This window comes from Nocardia sp. NPDC056952 (assembly GCF_042674185.1).
Classification (GTDB): domain Bacteria; phylum Actinomycetota; class Actinomycetes; order Mycobacteriales; family Mycobacteriaceae; genus Nocardia.
Window position 1 is genome coordinate 459,461 of record NZ_JBHURA010000006.1, and the last position, 21,393, is coordinate 480,853.

A 21,393-nucleotide genomic window follows, 5' to 3' on the forward strand; every position below is an offset into this window, starting at 1 on the left:
CGCGGGCGTGCAGCTGGCCCACGGGTATGTGGGCCGTGCCGACCTGACGATGGACCGTTTCGTCGCCGACCCGTTCGCGCCCGGCGAGCGTATGTACCGCACCGGTGACCTCGTCACCTGGACGCCGACCGGCGAGCTGGAGTACCTGGGCCGCACCGACTTCCAGGTGAAGCTGCGTGGTCTGCGCATCGAGCTCGGCGAGATCGAGGCGGCGCTCACGGCGCTGCCGGAGATCGCCCAGTCGGTGGTCGTGGTCCGTGCCGACGAGCACACCGGCGATCAGCTGGTCGCCTACGTCGTCCCGCAGACCGGCGCCACCGTGGACACCGACGCGGTGAAGGACGCACTCGGCGCGGAGCTGCCCGTCTACATGGTGCCCGCCGCGTACGTGGTGCTGAACGCGTTCCCGCTCAACGCTTCCGGCAAGCTCGATCGCAAGGCGCTGCCGTCGCCGGTGTTCGCCGCGCGCACCTTCCAGGCGCCGGTCACCCCGGTGCAGCAGATCGTCGCCGCCACCTTCGCCGAGGTGCTCGGCGCCGGTCAGGTCGGCCTCGACGACGACTTCTTCGAGCTCGGCGGCAACTCGCTGGTCGCCACCAGGGTCGCGGCCCGGCTGTCGGAGGCGCTCGATACCCAGGTGCCGCTGCGCGCGCTGTTCGAGGCGTCGACGGTGGCCGCGCTGGCGGCTCGGGTCGAAACGCACACCGGTCGTGGTGGCCGCATCCCGTTGGCCCCCCGCCCGCGGCCCGAGCTGGTGCCGCTGTCGCAGGCGCAGCAGCGGATGTGGTTCCTCAACCGCTTCGACAACCGCACCGCGGTCAACAACATCCCCGTCGCGATCCGTCTCACCGGTGAGCTCGATGTCGCCGCGCTCGAGGCGGCCATCGCCGACGTGGTCGCCCGGCACGAGTCCCTGCGCACCTTCTACCCGGCGGCCGATGTGGCCGCGGGTGCGGTCGAGGAAGGCGCGGGCTACCAGCAGATCCGGCCCGCCGACGAGGTCCGTGTCGCGCTGGCCGCCCAGCCGGTCGCCGCGAGCGACGTGGTGGCCAGGGTGATCGAACTGGCGAGCGTGCACTTCGACGTGACCCGCGAAGTCCCGTTCCGCGCGAGCCTGCTGCGAGTCGACGACCGGAACCACGTGGCCGTGCTGGTCATGCACCACATCAGCGGTGACGGTTTCTCGTTGCGTCCGCTGCTGCGCGATGTCGTGATCGCCTACACCGAGCGCACCCGCGGCGAGAACCCCGCCTGGGCGCCGCTGGAGGTCCAGTACGCCGACTACACCCTGTGGCAGCGTGAGGTCCTCGGTGAGGAGTCCGATCCCGAATCGGTCGCCGCGAGCCAGCTCGCCTACTGGACCGAGCAGCTGCGCGATCTGCCCGATCAGCTCGAGCTGCCCGCCGATCGGCCGCGCCCCGAGGTCGCCACCAATGCCGGTGACCTGCACCGATTCTCGGTCGACGCGCAACTGCACCACGCGCTGACCGAGATCGCCCGCGCCCGCGGCGTCACCCTGTTCATGGTGATGCACGCGGCACTGGCCACCTGGGCCGCGCGCCTGTCCAACAGCACCGACATCGCCATCGGCACCCCCATCGCCGGTCGCGGCGAGCGCACGCTCGACGACTTGGTCGGCATGTTCGTCAACACCCTGGTGCTGCGCAGCGAGGTCGACTCGAGCGCGAGCTTCAGCGACCTCCTGGATCAGGTCCGCAAGGTCGACCTGTCCGCCTTCGCCAACGCCGATGTGCCGTTCGAGCGCCTCGTCGACGTGCTCAGCCCCACCCGTTCACAGGCGCATCACCCGCTGTTCCAGGTGGCGCTCACCTTCGAGGCGGCCACCGCCGCCGACGCGGGCACCATCGCACTGCCCGGCCTCGATCTCGAGGTCGTCGACTTCGATCCGGGTACGGCGAAATTCGACGTGCAGCTCACCGTGGGCGAGGCCGCCGACGGCTCGCTCGCGCTGTCGTGGAACTACGCCACCGATCTGTTCGACGCCGAAACCGTCGCCGCCTTCGGCGACCGCCTGGTCCGCATCCTGCGCAGCGTGGCCGAGAACCCCGACGTGATCGTCGGCGACATCGACCTGCTCGGCGAGGCCGAACAGCGTGATGTCGCGCAGCGCTGGGTGTCCTCCGGTGTCGACGCCATCGGTCTGCCGGTCATCCACGACGCCAGCACCCCCGCCGGCTACCGGCGTGGCCTGTTCGGTAACAAGCACACGACCCTGGTCGACCTGTTCGACGCCGCGGCCGCCGCCTACCCCGACCGGATCGCCGCCAAGTTCGGCGTCGAGTCGCTGACCTACGCCGAGCTCGATCGCCGTGCGAATGTGCTGGCGCGCAGGTTGATCGACGACGGCGCGGGCCCGGAATCGCTGGTCGCGGTGATCCTGCCGCGTTCGCTCGATCTCGTGGTCGCGCTGCTCGCCGTCGTCAAGACCGGTGCGGGCTACGTGCCGGTCGATCCGACGTACCCGGCCGAGCGCATCGCCTACGTGCTCGAGGACTCACGCCCCACCAGCGTCGTCCTCGATTCCACCGTCCAGGTGCGGGTGCCCGAGCACCTGCCCTCGGTGGTGCTCGACGGATTCGCCGTGGAAACCGGCAATATCGAAGACGCCGACGACGCCCCGATCACCGACGCCGACCGGCTCGCCCCGCTCTCGCCGGACAATGTCGCCTACGTCATCTACACCTCCGGCTCGACCGGTCGCCCCAAGGGTGTCGCGGTCGCGCACCGCAATGTGGTGCGCTTGTTCGCCAACACCGATCGCGACTTCGGCTTCGGCCCGCGTGATGTGTGGACGCTGTTCCACTCCTACGCCTTCGACTTCTCGGTGTGGGAGCTGTGGGGGCCGCTGCTGTTCGGCGGCTCGCTGATCGTCGTCGACTACTACACCTCGCGTTCGCCCGAGCAGTTCCTGGAACTGCTGCGCGTGGAACAGGTGACGGTCCTCAACCAGACACCGTCGGCGTTCTACCAGCTGGCCGAGGCCGACCGCAACGCCGGACCGGGCCTGGAGCCGCTGGCCCTGCGCTACGTGGTGTTCGGTGGCGAGGCCCTCGAGCTGCGCCGCCTGTCGGATTGGGTCGCGCGCCACGGTGACAGCTCGCCGACGCTGGTCAACATGTACGGCATCACCGAGACCACGGTGCACGTGTCGTTCCGTGCGCTCGACGCGAAAACCATTGCCGCCGCCGCCGGTTCGGTGGTCGGCCGGGCGATCGCGGGTCTGGGCGTGTACGTCCTCGACAACCGGTTGCGGCCGGTGCCGGTGGGTGTCGCGGGCGAAATGTATGTCGCCGGACCGCAGCTGGCGCGTGGCTACCTCGGTCGCCCGGACCTGACCGCCACCCGCTTCGTCGCCAACCCGCTCGCGGGCCCGAACCAGGGTGGCTCGCGCCTGTACCGCTCGGGCGACCTCGCGCGCTGGAACCGTTTCGGCGAACTCGAATATCTCGGCCGCGCCGACGACCAGGTGAAGGTTCGCGGCTTCCGCATCGAGCTCGGTGAGATCGAAGCCGCCGTGCTCGCGCAGCCGGGCATCGCCCAGGCCGCGGTCATCGTGCGTGAGGATCAGCCGGGTGACCAGCGGATCGTCGCCTACGTGGTCGCCGAGGGCGACCTCGAACCCGACCTCGAGACCATCCGTAGCGGTGCGGCCGAACAGCTGCCCGCCTACATGGTTCCGGCGGCGCTCGTGCGCCTCGAGTGGATCCCGCTGACGGTCAACGGCAAGCTGGACCGCCGCGCGCTGCCCGCTCCCGCGGTGCAGGCGCGGGCCTTCCGCGCACCGGTCACACCGGTGCAGGAAGCCGTGGCCGCGGTCTTCGCCGATGTGCTCGGCTTGGATCGCGTCGGTGTCGACGACGATTTCTTCGACCTCGGCGGCAACTCGCTCATCGCCACCCGCGTCGTCGCCCGCATCGGTGCGGCGCTCGGCGCCACGGTGCCGGTGCGCGCGCTGTTCGAAGCGTCCACCGTGGAAGCCCTCGCGGCACGGGTGGAATCGCACACCGGCGGTACCGCTCGCGCGGCGCTGGTCGCCCGTGAGCGCGCCGAAGGGGAACTGGTTCCGCTGTCGTTCGCGCAGCAGCGGATGTGGTTCCTCAACAAGTACGACACCACCTCGGCCGCCTACAACCTGCCCGTCGCGATCCGGCTCACCGGTGAACTCGACACCGAGGCACTGGCACTCGCGCTGGCCGACCTGGTCCGCAGGCACGAATCGCTGCGCACCCGCTACCCCGAGCACGGCGGCACCCCGGTGCAGCAGATCGTCGCGGCGGAACGCATTTCACTGGACCTTCGCCCGATCGCGATCGCTCAGGACGAGCTGTTCGAGACTGTCACCGAGTTCGTCTCCACCGGTTTCGATGTGGCCGAACAGGTTCCGATGCGCGCCCGCCTCTTCCGGGTCGCCTCCGCAGGCCACACAGGTCGCACCGCTGACAACGAACAGGCTGCGGGTGCCGAGCACGTCTTGGTCGTGGTCGTGCACCACATCGCCGCCGACGGTTTCTCGATCGCGCCGCTGACCCGAGATGTGATGCGCGCGTACACCGCCCGTGCCCAGGGCACTGCCCCCGGTTGGGCACCGCTGCCCGTCCAGTACGCCGATTTCGCGATCTGGCAGCGCGCAGTACTCGGCACCGAGGACGACGCCGACTCGCTCATGTCGCGCCAGGTCGGTTACTGGCAGTCCCAGCTCGCCGGTGTCCCCGACGAACTGACCCTGCCGTTCGACCGCCCGCGTCCGGCCATCGCCTCGCTGCGCGGTGCCACCGTGCACCGCGAACTCTCGCCCGAACTCGTCGCCGCGCTCGACGAGATCGCCCGTCGCCAGGGCGCGTCGCTGTTCATGGTCATGCACACCGCCCTCGCGGTGCTGCTGGCCCGGCTGTCCGGCTCCGACGACGTCGCCATCGGCACCCCTATCGCGGGCCGCGGTGAGCAGGCCCTCGACGACCTGGTCGGCATGTTCGTCAACACCCTGGTGCTGCGCACCGGCGTGCGCCCGGCCGAGACGTTCACCGACCTGCTCGAGCAGGCCCGCAAGACCGACCTCGACGCCTACGGCAACGCCGATGTGCCCTTCGAGCGCCTTGTCGAACTCCTCGCACCGGAGCGCTCGCAGTCGCGCAACCCGCTGTTCCAGGTGATGCTGGCCTTCCAGAACCTGGACCGCACCACCCTGGAACTGCCCGGCCTGGCAGTGTCGGCGCTCGACCTCGACGAGAGCGTCGCCCGCTTCGACCTGCAGTTCACCCTCTCCGAGCTGGGCGAACCCGGCCACGGCGGGATGGCGCTGGCACTGAACTACGCCACCGAACTGTTCGATGAGGACACCGTCGCCGGCATCGCCGTGCGCTGGCAGCGAGTGCTCGAAGCGATCGCCGCCGATGCCTCGATCACGGTCGGCGCGATCGATGTGCTCGACGCCGCCGAGCGGGCCGACCTCGTGTTCCGGGTCGGCGAACCGCCGGTACCCGCCCGCACCCTGCGCAGCTTGCTGTCCGAGGCCGTCGCTCAGAACCCGACGGGCCCGGCCGTGGTGTTCCAGGGGGCGAGTGTGTCCTACGCCGAGCTCGACGAACGCTCGAACCGCCTGGCGCGCTTGCTGATCGCCGAGGGGATCGGCGCCGAGGACCTCGTCGCGATCGGCGTCCCCCGCTCGGCCGACTCGGTGCTGGCAGCGTGGGCCGTCGCCAAGACCGGCGCGGCTTTCGTCCCGGTCGACCCGACCTACCCCGCCGACCGCATCGCCCACATGGTCACCGACTCCGGTTCGCCGCTGGGCATCACTGTCGCCTCTGTACTGGGCGGACTTCCGGACATCGCGCCGCGCGATGCGGCCGGTATCGAATCCACGCCGCACGCGACGGCTGGTGCGCAGGAATCCGCAACGGCGCCGGACGGCCAGGCAGCGACCGCGCCGACACTCGACAGCGCTGCCGCGGATGCTTCTGCCGCCGGCTGGCTGGTACTCGACGAGCTGGACCTCGCTCGTTTCGACGGCGGGCCGATCGCCGACACCGAACTGGTCCGCGCGACCACGCCCGAGCAGCCCGCCTACGTCATCTACACCTCCGGTTCGACCGGCGTGCCCAAGGGCGTCGTCGTCACCCATGCCGGTCTCGCCAACTTCGGTGAGGAGCAGGCCCAGCGCTATGCCCTCGATTCCGACACGCGCGCACTGCATTTCGCCTCGCCCTCGTTCGACGCGTCGATCCTCGAACTGCTGCTGGCGCTGGCCCGCGGCGGTGCGCTGGTCGTCGTCCCGCCCGGCGTCTACGGCGGCGACGAGCTGTCCGAGCTGATCCGCACCGAGCGGGTCACGCACGCCTTCATCACCCCCGCCGCCCTGGCGACCTTCGACCCCAGCGGGCTCGACTCGCTGCGCGTGCTGGTCGCCGGTGGCGAAGCGGTGCCCGCCGACCTGGTGTCGAAGTGGGCAGTTCCTTTGGCGGACGGCACGACTCGCGCCTTCCACAACGGTTACGGCCCCACCGAGACCACGATCATGACGAACATCAGCGCCGCGCTGGTGCCGGGCGAGCTGGTCACCATCGGTGGGCCGACTCGCGGCATGCGTTCACTGATCCTGGACGCCCAGCTCCAGCCGGTACCGGAGGGTGTCGCGGGTGAGCTGTATCTGTCGGGCATCCAGCTGGCCCGTGGGTACCACGCCCGCGCCGGACTCACCGCCGACCGGTTCGTCGCCGACCCGTTCATCCCGGGCGAGCGGATGTACCGCACCGGTGACGTGGTGCGCTGGACCGCCGAGCGCACCGTCGAGTACGTCGGCCGTTCCGACTTCCAGGTCAAGATCCGTGGCTTCCGGATCGAACTGGGCGAGATCGACTCCGCCCTCGCCTCGCACGAGACCGTCGACTTCGCCACCACCGTCGGCCACAAGAGCACCGCGGGCGCCGTCTCGCTGGTCGCGTATGTGGTTGCCGCGCCGGGCCATTCGATCGATGTCGCGGCGCTGACCGCGCACGTCGAGGATCGTCTGCCCGCGTACATGGTGCCGTCGTCGATCATGGTGATCGACCACGTGCCGCTCACCCCGGTCGGCAAGCTCGACCGAAAGGCGTTGCCGGAGCCGGTGTTCGCCACCGAGGTCACCTTCCGGGCCGCGCGCAACCCGATCGAGCAGACCATCGCCGAGGTCTTCGCCGAGGTGCTCGGTGTGGAACGCGTGGGTGTGGACGATTCGTTCTTCGCCCTCGGCGGCGACTCGATCGTCTCCATCCAGCTCGTCTCCCGGGCCAAGGCGCGCGGCGTGCTGTTCTCCCCGCGCAATGTCTTCGAACAGCGCACCGTCGCCGGCCTGGCGTCGGTCGCCGAGACCGCCGATGTCGCGGCGGCGACCGCGATCACCCTGGCCGAGCTGCCGGGCGGTGGCGTCGGCGAGATGCCGCTGACCCCGGTCGTGCGGTTCATGGCCGAGCGTCCCGGCTCGTTCGACCGGTTCAACCAGACCATGGCGCTGGAACTGCCGGTCGGCATCGACCGCGCCGGCATCGCCGCCACCGTCGGCGCGGTCATCGACCGCCACGACATGCTGCGCTCGCGCCTGCACCAGGTCGACGGCCGCTGGGTCGTCGACACCGCCCCCACCGGCACTGTCGACGCGACCGCGCTGATCGACCACACCACGTTCGACCCGAACGTCTCGGACGCCGAACTTGTCGAAATCGCCTCCGCCGCGCTGGACACCAGCCTCGATCGGCTCGACCCGGCCAACGGCGTCGTCGTGCGCTTCGTGTGGCTCGAGCCGGACCTGAACAACCCTCACACCGACGCTGCTGCGGCGAGCGACGCTGCCGCTGAAAAGGTCGAGGGCGCCAGCGAATCCGCTGCGGCCGCGACCGGTGCGTCGAATGCACGTCGCGCGGGTCGACTGATCGTTGTCGCTCACCACCTCGTCGTCGACGGCGTCTCGTGGCGCATCCTGGTGCCCGACTTCGTTTCCGCGTGGGGTCAGCTCTCCTCGGGTCAGCAGCCGGAACTCGGTGCCCCCGCCACCTCCATGCGGGCCTGGGCGCATGCTCTCGCCGACGAGGCGAAGAGCGCCGACCGCGCCGCCGAACTCGACTTCTGGCGTGAGGTCGTCGCCACCCCGGACCCGCTGCTCACCGCGCGGCCCATGGACCCGGCCCTCGACGTCTCCGGCGTCATCGAGAAGCTGCCGGTCGAGGTGTCCGCCGAGGTCACCAAGGCCCTGCTCACCACCGTCCCCGCGTTGTTCCACGGTGGCGTCAACGACGGTCTGCTCACCGCGCTGGCGCTGGCCGCCGCCAAGTGGCGTTCCACCCGCACCGGTCCCGGCGCGCTCGGCAACGGCCACCGCGCCGACCCGAGCGGCGACGCGCTGCTGGTGCGTCTGGAAGGCCACGGTCGCGAGGAAGAGGTCGCGCCCGGCGCCGACCTGTCGCGCACCGTCGGCTGGTTCACCGCCATCTTCCCCGTCCGCCTCGACCTGGCCGGCATCGACATCGATGCCGCGCTCGCCGGTGGTCCGGCGCTGGGACAGGCCGTCAAGGCGGTCAAGGAACAGCTGCTCGCGGTGCCCGACAAGGGCATCGGTTACGGCCTGCTGCGGTACATGAACGCCGAGACCGCCGTCGAACTGCCCACGCAGCTGCCCGGCCAGATCAGCTTCAACTACCTCGGCCGTGTCGCCGACAGCGACGTCCCCGACGCCCTGCGCGGCTTCGGCTGGATTCCCGCGCCCGAGCTGGCCACCCTCGGTGGCGCCTACGACGCCGACATGCCCGCGATGGCGCCCCTCGATGTCAACGCGATCGTCGTCGGCGACAAGCTCAGCGCCAATATCGGCTACCCGAGCACCCTGCTCGCCGAGGCCGAGGTTCGCGAATTCGCCGATCTGTGGATCACCGCGCTGGAAGCTGTCGCCCGGCATGCCAATTCGGCCGATGCGGGCGGTCACACGCCGTCCGACTTCGCCCTGGTTCGCTCCACCCAGCGCGATATCGACACCTGGGAGAAGCGCTACCCCGAGCTGACCCAGGTGTGGCCGCTCGCCGCGCTGCAGGCAGGTCTGTTCTTCCACGCCCGTCTGGCCGCCACCTCGGTCGACGTCTACACCGCCCAGGCCGTCCTCACGCTCACCGGTCGCGTCGACGCCACCCGTCTGCGTGCCGCCGCCCAGGCGCTGCTCGACCGCCACGAAACCCTGCGCACCGCGTTCGTCACCGACCACGACGGCAACGCCGTGCAGGTCGTCCTCGACACCACCCGCGTGGCCTGGGCCGAACACGACCGCATCGAGACCGGCGAATACGCCGATCTCGTCGAAGCCGACCGCACCGCCCGCTTCGACCTGGCGAACCCGCCACTGATCCGCTTCACGCTGATCCAGATCGCCGAGCACGAATGGCGTTTCGTGGTGTCCAACCACCACATCCTGCTGGACGGCTGGTCGACGCCGCTGGTCATGCGCGACCTGCTCGCCCTCTACGCCCTGCACGGCGACGCGAGCGCGCTGCCCGCCGTCCGCTCCTACCGGCACTTCCTGGAATGGGTCGGCCGTCAGGACCATTCGGTCTCGGTCGAAGCCTGGTCGCATGCGCTGCGCGGCGTCACCGAGCCGACCATGCTGGCCCGCCCCGACGCGAGCCGCGAGATCGCCGCCCTGTCCGACGAGTACCTGTTCGACCTCGACGAGCCCACCACGGCGCGGCTCGTGGCGCTGGCCGCCGACCTCGGCGTCACCCCGAACACCGTCCTGCAGGTGGCCTGGTCGATCGTGCTCGGCCGGATGACCGGCCGCGACGACGTGCTCTTCGGCACCACCGTCTCGGGTCGTCCCGCGCAGCTGTCCGGCGTGGAATCCATGGTCGGCCTGTTCATCAACACCGTCCCGGTGCGCGTGCGTTTCGACGCCGCCGAATCGGTGCGCGAGGTGCTCACCCGCACCCAGGGCGAGCAGGCCGACCTGCTCGACCACCACTACATCGGCCTCGCCGAGATCCAGTCGGCGGCCGGAATCGGTGGCCTGTTCGACTCGCTGGTCGTCTTCGAGTCCTACCCGGTCGACGCCGAGGGCATCAAGGCCCAGGCCGCCGACATCGACGGCATGGCCGTCACCGGCCTGGACGCCGCCGACGCCACCCACTACCCGCTGTCGCTGATCGCCCAGCTCGACACCCAGCTGCGCATCCGCGCCGGTTATCTGAGCGACCTGTTCGACGCGGCCACCGTGCACCGCATCGCCGATCGCCTGATCCGGGTGCTCACCGCGATCACCACGGAACCGGCTGTCGCGGTGGGCGATATCGAACTGCTCGATGCCGCCGAACGCGAACTCGTCGTGCGCGAGTGGAACGCCACCGCGCACGAGGTCGATCAGCGGGCCACCCTCGTCTCGATGTTCGAGGCCCAGGTTGCCCGCACGCCGCAGGCCACCGCCCTGTCCTTCGAGGGCACGAATCCGGCCCACCCGTCGCCCGACCACCGCCCCCCACGGAGTCTCTCCGAGACGCTGAACTATTCCGAGTTCGCCCAGCGGGTCTACCGCCTGTCGCGCTGGCTGATCGATCGCGGCGTTGGCCCGGAAACCTATGTGGCACTGGGCATGCGCCGCTCGCTCGATCTGGTGATCGGCATGTACGCGGTGAGCGTGGCCGGTGGCGCCTACGTGCCGCTGGACCCCGATCACCCGGCCGAGCGCACGGAATACATTCTGGCGACGGCGGATCCGGTGTGTGTGCTCACCTCGGGCACCGATCTGGAGATCGACACCGCGCAGGTCCGCATCGATCTGCTCGACCTGGACGGCTACGCCGATACCCGCGTCACCGATGCCCAGCGCATCGCGCCGCTGCGTCCGGAGAACACGGCGTATGTGATCTTCACGTCGGGTTCGACGGGTCGTCCGAAGGGTGTGGCGGTCAGCCATGGTGCGATCGTCAACCGTTTGGTGTGGATGCAGGAGGCCTACGGTCTGACCGAGGCCGATGTGGTCTTGCAGAAGACTCCGGCGACGTTCGACGTGTCGGTGTGGGAGTTCTTCTGGCCCTTGCAGATCGGTGCGAAGCTGGTCGTCGCGAAGCCGGACGGTCATCGTGATCCGGCGTACCTCGCCGAGATCGTTCACACCGAGGGCGTCACGGTCACCCACTTCGTGCCGTCGATGCTGGCCGTGTTCGTCGCCGACGCCGCGGCCGCGCGCTGCGCGTCGCTGCGGATGGTGTTCGCCTCCGGTGAAGCGTTGCCGCCCAAGCCCGCCCACCGTTTGCGCGAGCTGACCGGCGCCGCCCTGCACAACCTGTACGGCCCCACCGAGGCCGCTGTCGACGTCACCTTCCACGAGGTCGTCGACACCGACGTGGACACGGTGCCGATCGGTGCCCCGGTCTTCAACACCCAGGTCTACGTCCTCGACGCGCGCCTGCGCCCCGTCCCGGTCGGTGTCGCGGGTGAGCTCTATCTCGCCGGTGTCCAGCTGGCGCGTGGCTATGTCGCCCGTCCGGACCTGACTTCCGATCGCTTCGTCGCAGACCCGTTCGGCGACGACGGCGAGCGCATGTACCGCACCGGTGACCTCGTCGCCTGGACCGAACAGGGCGAGCTGGAGTATCTGGGCCGCACCGACTTCCAGGTGAAGCTGCGTGGTCTGCGCATCGAGCTCGGCGAGATCGAGTCCGCGCTGACCGGCCTCGACGAGGTCGCCCAGTCGGTGGTCGTCGTGCGCGGCGATCAGCACACCGGCGACCAGCTGGTCGCCTACGTCATCCCCGCGACCGGCCGCACCGTCGACATCGAGGACGCTCGCGAGGAACTGGGCAGCAACCTGCCCGCGTACATGGTGCCCTCGGTCATCGTCGTGCTCGACGAGTTCCCGCTCAACGCCTCCGGCAAGCTCGACCGCAAGGCGCTGCCCGCGCCGGTGTTCGAGGCCGCGGTGTTCCGCGCCCCGACCACCCCCGTCGAGGAAATCGTCGCCGCCACCTTCGCCGGTGTGCTCGGTGTGGATCGGGTCGGGCTGGACGACGACTTCTTCGCGCTCGGCGGCAACTCGCTGACCGCCACCCAGGTCGCCGCCCGCCTGTCGGCCGCGCTCGACACCGACATCGGCGTGCGCGAACTGTTCGAGTCCTCCACCGTCGCCGGGCTGGCCGCGCGGGCCGAGACGCACTCCGGTGCCGAACGCCGCGCGCCGCTGGTGCCGCAGCAGCGCCCCGAGCGGGTGCCGCTGTCACTGGCCCAGCAGCGCATGTGGTTCCTCAACCGCTTCGACCCCGAGTCCGCGGTGGACAACATCCCCGCCGCCGTCCGGCTGTCGGGCCTGCTCGACCGCCAGGCGCTGCAGGTGGCCGTGGCCGACGTGCTCGCCCGCCACGAGTCCCTGCGCAGCTACTACCCGGAGGTTTCCGGCGCCGGCTACCAGGTGATCGTGCCGACCGGCAAGGTCATCCCCGACCTCGCGCCGATCGAGACCACCGCCGCCGAATTGCCGCAACGGCTTTCGGAGCTCGTACGCACCGCGTTCGACGTCACCGCCGAGGTGCCGTTCCGCGCGGCCCTGTTCGAGGTGAGCCCCACCGAACACGTGCTCGCCCTTGTCGTGCACCACATCTCGGCCGACGGCTTCTCCATGGGCCCGCTGACCCGCGACGTGATGACCGCCTACAGCGCCCGCGTCGAAGGCGCCGAACCGGCCTGGCGTCCGCTGGAAGTCCAGTACGCCGACTTCGCGCTGTGGCAGCGCGCCGTGCTCGGTGACGAGGACGACGCGAAATCGGTGATCGCCCAGCAGGTCTCGTACTGGGGTTCGACCCTGCGCGGCCTGCCCGAGCAGCTCGACCTGCCCGCCGACCGGCCGCGCCCCGCGGTCGCCAGCGGACGCGGCGCCACCCACACCTTCGAGATCGACGCGAAAACCCATGCGGCCCTGACCGAGCTGGCCCGCACCCGCGGCGCGACGCTGTTCATGGTCTCCCACGCGGCGCTGGCACTGCTGCTCTCGCGCCTGTCCGGCGAGAACGACATCGCCATCGGCACCCCCATCGCGGGCCGTGGTGAGCGCGCGCTCGACGACCTGATCGGCATGTTCGTCAACACCCTGGTGCTGCGCACCGAGATCGACAGCGACGCGAGCTTCACCGACCTGCTCGGTGCGGTCCGCGCGAGCGACATCGCCGCCTTCGGTCACGCCGATCTGCCGTTCGAACGTCTCGTCGAGATCATCAACCCTGCCCGCTCGCAGGCCCGCCACCCCCTGTTCCAGGTCATGCTGGCCTTCCAGAACACCGGCCAGACCAGCCTGGAACTGCCCGGCCTCACCGTGAGCGGCGTCGATCTGCCGATCGACGTGGCCAAGTTCGACCTGCAGGTCGTGCTCACCGAGAAGCCGGGTGACGCGTCCGGCATCGTCGCCGAGCTGATCTACGCCACCGACCTGTTCGACGCGGCCACCATGGACCGCTTCGGCGCCCGCTTCGCTCGCCTGCTCGCCGAGATCGCGACTGCTCCGAACCGCGCTGTCGGCGATATCGCCCTGCTCGACTCCGCCGAAACCGCACTGGCCGTGCGTGGTTGGAACGACACCGCGCACGAGCTGCCCGGCGCGGGCACCCTGGTGGACGAGTTCGCCCGCCAGGCGCTGGCCACCCCCGACGCGGTCGCGATGGTCGACCCCGCCACCGGCGAGACCCTGACCTACGCCGAATTCGCCGCTCGTGTGCACCGTTTGGCGCATCGACTGATCGAAGTGGGCGTCGGCCCGGAATCCCTCGTCGCGCTCGGCCTTCGCCGCAGCATCGACCTGGTCCTCGCGGCCTACGCGGTGCAGGAAGCAGGCGGTGGCTACGTGCCGCTCGACCTGGACCAGCCCGCCGACCGCATCGCCTACGTCCTGGAGACGGCAGCCCCGGTCGCCGTCCTCACCACTACCCGCGACGGGTTCGGACTCGACGACGACGCGGCCGTGGACGCCGCCCCGACGACGCTGGTCATCGACGCGATCGACCTCACGGCGTACCCGCAGACTCCGGTCAGCGATGCCGAGCGGATCGTTCCGCTGCTCCCGCGGCACCCGGCCTACGTCATCTTCACCTCCGGCTCGACCGGTCGCCCGAAGGGTGTGGCCGTGCCGCACTCGGCCGTGGTGAACCAGATCCGCTGGATCACCGGCGAATACGGCATCGGCGCCGACGATGTGGTGCTGTTCAAGACGCCCGCCACCTTCGACGTGTCGGTGTGGGAGCTGTTCGGCCCGCTGAGCACCGGCGGCCGGATCGTCGTGGCGAGCCCCGATGGTCACCGCGACCCGCAGTACCTCGCGGATGTCATCGCCGCGCAACGGGTCACGATGACCTCGTTCGTGCCGTCGATGCTCACCGTGTTCGCGGGCAGCATCGACCAGGCCGCGGTCGAGGGCGGAGCTCTGTCCTCGCTGCGCGCCCTGCTGATCGCCGGTGAGGCATTCACCGCCGATACGGTCGTCGCATTCCGCAAGGTGAGCGACGCGGCGCTGTTCAACCTGTACGGCCCCACCGAGTTCACTGTCCACGCGACGCACGGCCCGGTCGCCGACCAGGTCGACGGCGCCGTCCCGATCGGTGCGCCGGTCTGGAACTCGCAGGCCTACGTCCTGGATTCGCGCCTGCACCCCGTGGCCGCCGGTGTCGCCGGTGAGCTGTACCTGGCTGGTGCCCAGCTGGCACGCGGTTACTTCGGCCGGCCGGATCTCACCGCCGACCGCTTCGTCGCCGATCCGTTCGGGATCGACGGCGAGCGCATGTACCGCACCGGTGACCTCGTCCGCCGCGACGAGAACGGCGTCATCACCTATCTCGGCCGCACCGACTTCCAGGTCAAGCTGCGTGGTCTGCGGATCGAGCTCGGCGAGATCGAAGCCGCGCTCACCGCGCACAACACCGTGACGCAGGCCGTGGTGGTCGTGCGTTCGGACGCTCGCACCGGTGACCAGCTCGTCGGCTATGTCGTCCCCGCCGTGGGCGAGACCGTCGACATCGACGTTCTGCGCGCGCAGCTCGCGGCGCAGCTGCCGTCCTACATGGTTCCGGCCGCGTTCGTCGTGATCGACGAGATGCCGCTGAGCGCCAACGGCAAGCTCGACCGGCGCGCCCTGCCCGAGCCGGTGTTCGAGGCGCGCGAGTTCCGTGCGCCGCGCACGCCGATCGAGGAGATCGTCGCCGCCACCTTCGCCGAGGTGCTCGGCCTGACCGGCGACCGCGCGGTCGGCCTCGACGACGACTTCTTCGATCTGGGCGGCAACTCGCTCATCGCCACCCAGGTGGTCGCCCGCCTCGGTGCCGCCCTCGACACCCGCGTCCCCGTGCGCGCTCTGTTCGAGGCGCCCTCGGTGGCCGCGCTGGCCACCAAGGTCGAGGTCCACGCGGGCAGCGGCAGCCGTCGCGAGCTCGTCGCCGGTGCGCGTCCGGACCAGATCCCGCTCTCGCTCGCTCAGCAGCGCATGTGGTTCCTCAACCGCTTCGACAGCGCGACCGGCGTCAACAACATCCCCCTCGCAGTCCGCCTGACCGGCGACCTCGACATCGATGCCCTGCGCCAGGCCGTCGCCGACGTGGTCGACCGGCACGAGGTGCTGCGCACCGTCTACCCGGAGACCGCCGACGGCCAGGGTGTGCAGGTCGTGCTGCCCGCCGGGCAGATGCCGATCTCGCTGCACCCGATCACCGTCGGCGAGGACGAGATCCGCGATCGCATCAGCGAACTCGTGCTCGCCGGATTCGACGTGACCGCCGAGGTCCCGGTGCGTGCCGAACTGCTGCGCATCGCGGGCTCCATGGACGGCTCGCACCCCGACACCCACGTGCTGGTCTTCGTCGTGCACCACATCTCCGGCGACGGCTGGTCGGTGCGCCCGCTGGCCCGCGACGTGATGATCGCCTACGCCGCCCGCTCGCGCGGTGAGGCGCCCGGCTGGACCCCGCTGCCCGTGCAGTACGCCGACTTCGCCCTGTGGCAGCGCGAAACGCTGGGCTCCGAAGCGGATTCGTCGTCGATGATCGCCCAGCAGGTGGCCTACTGGTCGCAGAACCTGGCCGGGCTGCCCGACCAGCTCGACCTGCCCGCCGACCGGGCCCGCCCCGCTGTCGCGTCCAACCGCGGTGGCGTGCACGAGTTCTCCATCGACCCGGCCCTGTCGGCCGGACTCAACGCGCTCGCCCGCGAACACAGCGCCAGCCTGTTCATGGTCGTGCACGCCGCGTTCGCCGCACTGCTGGCCCGCCTGTCGGGCAGCGACGACATCGCCATCGGCACCGCCGTCGCCGGTCGTGGTGAAGCGGTGCTCGACGACGCCATCGGCATGTTCGTCAACACCCTGGTCCTGCGCAGCGCCGTCGACCCGGCCCAGCCGTTCACCGAGCTGCTCGCGCAGACCAGGGAGAACGATCTCGCGGCCTTCGGCCACGCCGATCTGCCGTTCGAGCGGCTCGTGGAGATCCTCAACCCGGCTCGTTCGCAGGCCCGCCACCCGCTGTTCCAGGTGATGCTGTCGTTCCAGAACACCGGTGAGGCGTCCTTCGAACTGCCCGGCCTCGAGGTCGCGGGCGTGCCGCTGGATGTGGTCACCGCCAAGTTCGATCTGCACCTGAATCTGGCCGATCGTCACCGTGCCGACGGTTCCGCCGACGGCATGACCGCCGAATTCGCCTACGCCACCGATATGTTCGACGCCGACACCATCGCCGCCCTCGCGCAGCGCCTGGTGCGGATGCTGACCGCGGTCGTGGCCAAGCCCGCCCGCGCGATCGGCGAGGTCGACCTGCTGGCCCCGGCCGAATACCGCCAGGTGGTCACCGACTGGAACGCCACCGAGCACCCGGTCGACCAAGCCGCCACGCTGGTGTCGATGTTCGAGGCACAGGCCGCGACCGGCCCGAACGCGACCGCCGTGACGTTCGAGGGGACAAGTCTGTCCTACCGCGAGTTCACCGCGCAGGTGAACCGCCTGGCCCGCCACCTCATCGCCCAGGGCGTCGGCCCGGACACCATGGTCGCGCTCGGCATGCGCCGCTCGCTCGATCTGGTGATCGGCATGTACGCGGTGAGCGTGGCCGGTGGCGCCTACGTGCCGCTGGACCCCGATCACCCGGCCGAGCGCACCCACTACGTGCTCGAGACCGCGGCGCCGGTCTGCGTATTGACCACTGCCCGTGACGAATTCGACGCGGGCTCGACCACCGCGCTGAACATCGAGCGCCTGGATCTCTCGGGGTACTCGGATGCGCCGGTCACCGATGCCGAGCGGATCGCGCCGCTGCGTCCGGAGAACACGGCGTATGTGATCTTCACGTCGGGTTCGACGGGTCGTCCGAAGGGTGTGGCGGTCAGCCATGGTGCGATCGTCAACCGTTTGGTGTGGATGCAGGAGGCCTACGGTCTGACCGAGGCCGATGTGGTCTTGCAGAAGACTCCGGCGACGTTCGACGTGTCGGTGTGGGAGTTCTTCTGGCCCTTGCAGATCGGCGCGCGACTCGTTGTCGCGAAGCCCGATGGTCACCGCGATCCGGCTTACCTCGCCGAGATCATCGCCACCGAAGGCGTCACCACCGCGCACTTCGTGCCGTCGATGATGTCGGTCTTCGTCGCCGAACTGGCCGAATCCGCCGCCGTGGCGCTCGCCGACGGTGCCGAGGTCTCGAGCAGCCTGCGACTGGTGTTCGCCTCGGGTGAGGCGCTGCCCGCGCCCACCGCCCAGCGGATGCGCGCCCTCACCGGCGCGGCCCTGCACAACCTGTACGGCCCCACCGAAGCCGCCGTCGACGTGACGTTCCACGAGGTCACCGATGCCGACACCACCTCGGTGCCGATCGGCGCGCCGGTCTTCAACACCCAGGTGTACGTGCTGGATTCGCGTCTGCACCCCGCGCCCGCCGGCGTCCCCGGCGAGCTCTACCTGGCCGGTGTCCAGCTGGCGCGCGGTTACGTCAACCGCCCTGACCTCACCGCCGACCGCTTCGTCGCCGATCCGTTCGGCGCGGACGGCGCCCGCATGTACCGCACCGGCGACCTCGTCGCCTGGACCGCCGACGGCGAGCTGGAATACCTGGGCCGCACCGACTTCCAGGTGAAGCTGCGTGGTCTGCGCATCGAACTCGGCGAGATCGAGTCCGCGCTCACCGCACTGCCCTCGATCGCCCAGTCCGTGGTCGTGGTCCGCTCCGACGAGCGCCTCGGCGACCAGCTGGTCGGCTACCTGATCCCGGCGGCCGGTGCGAGCATCGACCTCGACGCCGTGCGCACCGAGCTCGGCGGCGCGCTGCCGGCCTACATGGTCCCCACCGCCTTCGTGATCCTGGATGCCTTCCCGCTCAACGCCTCCGGCAAGCTCGACCGCAAGGCACTGCCCGCGCCGGTGTTCGAGGCCAAGGTGTTCCGTGCGGCGTCCACCCCGATCGAGGAGATCGTGGCAGGCACGTTCGGCGACGTGCTCGGCGTCACCCGCGTCGGCGCCGACGACGACTTCTTCGAACTCGGCGGCAACTCGCTGCTGGCCACCCAGGTCACCGCCCGCATCGGTGCGGCCCTGGACACCCAGCTCTCGGTGCGCGACCTGTTCGAGGCCTCGACGGTCTCCGCGCTGGCCGCCCGCGCCGAGCACAACGCGGGCTCCGGCCGCACCCGTCCACGCCTGACCGCGGGGGAGCGGCCCGCCGTCATCCCGCTCTCGCCCGCCCAGCAGCGCTACTGGTTCCTCAACCAGTTCGACACGTCCACCTCCGCGGTCGACAACATCCCCCTGGCCGTCCGCCTCACCGGCGAACTCGACGTGCCCGCGCTCGAGCAGGCCATCGGCGACGTGTTCGCCCGCCACGAAATGCTGCGCACCACCTACCCGGGCTCGCCGGACGGCCCCCACCAGGTGATCCTGCCCGTCTCGCAGAGCCGCGCCGTGGTGCACCACATCGTGGTCACCGAGGCCGAATTGCTCGGCAGCGTCATCGAATTCGCGATGACCACCTTCGACGTCACCCAGGAGGTGCCGCTCAAGGTCGCGCTGTTCGAACTGAACGAGACCGACCACGTGCTCGCGTTCACCGTGCACCACGTCTCCGCCGACGGTTCCTCGATGGGCCCGCTGGCGCGCGACATCATGGCCGCCTACGTGGCCCGCGTGCAGGGTGAGGCGCCGCAGTGGGCGCCGCTGCCCGTGCAGTACGCCGACTACGCGCTGTGGCAGCGCGAAGTCCTCGGCGACGAGACCGATACCGAATCCCTCGCCGCCAAGCAGGTCGCCTACTGGAGCGAAGCGCTCGCCGGGCTGCCCGACCAGCTCGAACTGCCCGCCGACCGGCCGCGCCCGCCCGCGCAGTCGTTCCAGGGCCAGGCCATCCGCTTCGAGATCGACCCGACCCGTCACGCCGCCCTGCACGACCTGGCACGGGCCAACAACGCCTCGCTGTTCATGGTCGTGCACGCCGCGCTCGCGGTGCTGCTGGCCCGCCTGTCCGGCACCGACGACATCGCCGTCGGCACCCCCATCGCCGGCCGTGGTGAGCGCGAACTCGACGACCTGATCGGCATGTTCGTCAACACCCTGGTGTTCCGCACCGCCGTCGACCCCGGCGCCTCCTTCGCCGAACTGCTCGCCGACGTGCGCAACCGCGACCTGGAAGCCTTCGCCAACGCCGACGTGCCCTTCGAGCGTCTCGTCGAGGTGCTCAACCCGGTCCGCTCCACCGCCCGCAACCCGCTGTTCCAGGTGGGCCTGTCGTTCCAGAACCTGGCCGACACCACCTTCGAACTGCCCGGCCTGACCGTCAGCGCCGTCGACTACGACTCGCAGCTGGCCAAGACCGACCTGCACGTCACCCTCTACGACCGCTACACCGACGACGGCGCACCGGCCCAGCTGGTCACCGAATTCGGTTACGCCATCGACCTGTTCGACGAGTCGACGGTCCAGAGCTTCGCGGACCGTTTCCTGCTGGTGCTCGACGCGGTCGCCGCCGACGCCACCATCCCGGTCGGCGACATCGACCTGCTCACCACGCCGGAATCCGAGCGGATCGTCACCGCCTGGAACGACACCGCGCACGCCGTCGACACCGACGCCACCCTGGTGTCGCTGCTCGATGCGACCGTGGCGGCCACGTCCGACGCCATCGCGCTGGTCGTGGATGAAGCCGACCGGCGTCGTGAGCTGACTTACGCCGAACTCGATGCCGAGGTCAACCGTCTTGCGCGGTACCTGATCTCGCGCGGCATCGGCACCGAGGACCGGGTCGCGCTGGCCATCCGCCGCTCCGCCGAGCTGATCATCGCGATGTACGCGGTGGCCCGCACGGGCGCGGCCTACGTGCCGATCGACCCGGATCAGCCTGCCGAGCGCACCGACTACATCCTGGAGACGGCCGCACCGGCAGTCGTACTGACGACGGCGAACGCCGAATTCAGCACGGCGGCAGCCGAAGTCGTGGTCCTCGATGACCTCGACCTGGGCGATGTCAGCGATGCCGCGATCACCGGGCGCACCCTGGTCCCCGCGAACACCGCGTACGTCATCTTCACGTCCGGCTCGACCGGCAAGCCCAAGGGTGTCGCGGTCTCGCACGGCGCGATCGTCAACCAGCTGCTGTGGGAGACGGCCGAATTCGGTATCGGTGCCGACGACGCGGTCCTGCTCAAGACCGCCGCCACCTTCGACCTCTCGGTCTGGGAATTCTGGACCGCCGCCGTCGCGGGTGCCCGTCTGGTGGTCGCCACCGCCGACGGCCACCGTGACCCGGCCTACCTCAACGACCTGATGCGGGCCACCGGCGTCACCACACTGCACGTGGTGCCGTCGATGCTCGACGCCTTGCTCACCGAATCCGGTGCGGCACTACCGCGTACGTTGCGTCGCGTCCTCGCCATCGGCGAGGCACTGCCCGCCGCGACCGCGCAGCGTTTCCGCACGGCCAACACCGCCGCGCTGTTCAACCTGTACGGCCCGACCGAGGCCGCGGTCTCGATCACCAGCCACGCGGTCACCGACGCGGACAAGGTGTCGGTCTCGATCGGTGCGCCGGAGTGGAACAGCCGTGTCTACGTGCTGGATTCGCGCCTGCGCCCGGTTCCTGTCGGTGTGTCCGGTGAGCTGTACCTGGCCGGCGCCCAGCTGGCCCGCGGCTACTACGGTCGCGCCGACCTCACCGCCGACCGCTTCGTCGCCGACCCGTTCTCCGCGCTCGGCGAGCGCATGTACCGCACCGGTGACCTCGTCGCCTGGAACGCCGACGGTGAACTGGACTACCGCGGCCGCACCGACTTCCAGGTGAAGATCCGCGGTTTCCGCATCGAACTCGGCGAGATCGAAGCCGCGCTGCTGCGTCAGCCCGGCATCACCTCCGCCGCCGTGCTGGCCCATACCGACCC

1 protein-coding gene (running past both ends of the window) is annotated in these 21,393 nt (G+C 70.2%); it reads left to right on the forward strand.

This entire window lies inside a single protein-coding gene on the forward strand: locus ACFTS5_RS23255, encoding a non-ribosomal peptide synthase/polyketide synthase. The 44,145-nt coding sequence extends 12,113 nt beyond the window's left edge and 10,639 nt beyond its right edge, so the window shows coding positions 12,114-33,506 (codon 4,038, partial, through codon 11,169, partial); the first complete codon in view begins at nucleotide 2. Both codon boundaries (start and stop) fall beyond the window edges.